The sequence below is a fragment of the Megasphaera sp. AM44-1BH genome (assembly GCF_003467125.1).
Classification (GTDB): Bacteria; Bacillota; Negativicutes; order Veillonellales; family Megasphaeraceae; genus Megasphaera.
Genome location: NZ_QSFA01000048.1, coordinates 1 through 2,670, shown reverse-complemented (window position 1 = coordinate 2,670; position 2,670 = coordinate 1). Strand labels below are relative to the sequence as shown.

Annotated in this window: 2 protein-coding genes; both read right to left on the bottom strand. The window is 42.7% G+C overall.

What is annotated here, in order from left to right; genetic code table 11:
• Positions 1–90 precede the first annotated feature (90 nt).
• Entirely contained in the window at positions 91–1,425 is a 1,335-nt protein-coding gene (locus tag DW949_RS13490) for an acetyl-CoA hydrolase/transferase family protein (protein ID WP_118023682.1), read from the bottom strand.
• A 28-nt stretch (positions 1,426–1,453) separates the two neighbouring features.
• Positions 1,454–2,608 (bottom strand): MFS transporter, encoded by a 1,155-nt coding sequence (locus tag DW949_RS13485; protein WP_118023681.1) that lies wholly within the window; start codon positions 2,606–2,608, stop codon positions 1,454–1,456.
• Positions 2,609–2,670 lie beyond the last annotated feature (62 nt).

Genomic DNA, 2,670 nt, shown 5'->3' with positions numbered 1-2,670 from the left:
ATTATATCAGATTGGGAAAGACAATGAAGCACCGTTATACAAAACCAATGGCATAACGGTGCTTCTATTAAAGAGTCAATTCAATTCTATTTACCAGATCATATATTTTTCAGCCGCTTCCCGCAATTCATTACGGAAATCAGGATGGGCTATGCGAATCAATTCTTCTACACGCTGCTTGATATTCAATCCTCTCAGCCAGGCTACCCCGTATTCTGTAACAACATAATCTGTATCATTGCGCGATGTTGTAACGGCAGCTCCTGGAGCCAGGAAAGGAACGATTTTGGAATGAAGTACCGTTTTGCCATCAGCATCCTTTGTCGTATACGTAGAATGCATCGCAATAATGGACTTTCCTCCCGGTGACAGTTGCGCGCCCTGAACGGTTTCCGACTGACCACCTGTTCCGGACCATTGCAAATTTCCTACCGTTTCGGAAGCACATTGACCAGTAAGATCAATTTCCAGACTGGCATTGATGGAAACGAACTTGTTATTCCGGCCGATTGTATAGGGATCATTGCTGAAAGTACTGGACTTAAAGAGGACGGAAGGATTATTATTGATAAAATCATATAACCGCTGGCTGCCCATCGTAAAAGAGCAGACAGAATATCCATTCATAAACCCTTTTTGAGAGTTGTCCACAGCACCGCATTCAATCAGATCCACCATAGTTTCCGTAAACATTTCCGTATGAATCCCCAGATGTTTTTTTGCTTTCAGTTCATTAGCCACAGCATTAGGAATGTTGCCAATACCCAGCTGTATAGTAGACCCATCTTCTATGAGTTCCGCAATATACCGGCCAATAGCTGCATCCGTTTCTGTATACGGAGCCAGTTTTGCACAGGGAATAGGCCGATCTGATTCTACTACAGCTGCAACCTCAGAAATATGGACCAGTGTATCACCAAAAGTTCTTGGGAAATTAGGATTGACTTCTACTATAGTTAGTGCTCCCGCATTGATGAGGTCCCGTTCATAAATGGCACTGACAGAAAGTGTCATGTACCCATTCTTGTCCATAGGCGATACAGTTGCCAGGACAACAGGTCTCCGTCCTTCATACCGGATCCGGTCTAAGGTATGACGTAAAATAGTCGTGGACCGCTGTGGCACGGCACTCGTCAGTTTTTCCTTCTGTGACTGGCGCAGAGGTCCGCAGAAAAACCAGCCATTATGAAACATAATTCCTTTCATTTCCTGATCATGAAGCCATGGATAATCTTTTAAAGGCAGACACGTATTGATAATCGTATCTTTGACTCCCGTTTCTTTCAAGTATTGAAGTTTATCGAGAATAGCCGCCGGTTCTCCCGAAGCCTGGGCACTGAACATGTAATCATGATCCTGAATTAATTGAAGTGCCTGTTCTGCTGTCATTTTTTTCTGTTCATACATGGTTTCGTATTGTGTCATAGTAGTATAACCTCCTCTATAAAATGTATTATTTTTTGCTGCGTAATTTTCCTGTTTCTGGCAATAAGAACGAACCGATGAAAGCGGTTGCACTGAAAACAACAGCTACAGTAAGGCCTGCCGTATATCCCGACGAATCGATAATGACACCGATGATAAAAAAGACAATCGTTTCAATAATATAAGCAATGGCCCAGAATATCCCCATAATCTTTGTCAATTTGACCGGAGTCATATCGGGCAATTCCTGCGGAATCATGAATAAAGATGTAACGGGTATAAACATCAGATTTCCAATAGCAAATGCAGCAATCAAAGCAACGATACCGTTTTCAGTTGTAAACATGAGCACCCCAAAAGCCGTAAGTAAAAAACCGCAGAGCCGGATGACAGGAAGCCGTTTATAATACACCTTGGACAGCAATATAGTAATAATAGTACCGACGATACCGCCAAAAGCCACGACAATACTCAGCGTCTTAGAATCAATTACCGTTGTGCCGGATATAGGAAAGATGCACAGTAAGACAATATAAAAAGTAAGAATACCCGAATAGGTAGCCGGATAAATCCAATTAAACTTATGGCTAAGTGCAGTAGCAAAACTATAGGATTCTGCTGAAGTTTCCGTAGAGTCATTTGTCGTATTAATAGCAAAATCCTGTCCCACCACAAGCCACAAAATAAAAAGTACACCACTGATGACGGCAAAAAACGCCATACTCATCTGCCAGGTTTGCATCATAGCAATGACCGGGCCAACTACCATCATAGCCAGCATACCACCAACGTTGTAGGCAACACTGTTGATAGCATTGACCGTAGGGCGCGTTTCCGGTTTAAAATAATGAATGACAACGGGGCTGAAATAAACAACGTAAACGGCCCCGCCAAATCCCATAATAAACCGTCCCAGGATGAATACCCAGTACTGAGGTGCCAGGATGGCCAGCGCACTGCCAAAAACAATCATACCGGAACCGATTGCAATAGCCTTTTTGGGCATGAACTTAATGAGAATAGCAGCTGCACAAAAATTACCAATAATTTTAGCTACCGTAATGGCATTCGATATAAACGTAGCTGACATGAACGAATCCAGACGGAAATATTTCATAATTTCCGGGGTCAGGGTCGTGCCTGCAATCCAATTGACAGCAAATAATGCATATGTACAAAACATGATGGCTTCAATCAGAGGTATTAGTCCAGATTTTGTGGTGTGGTCACCCCTAGTCCAATTTT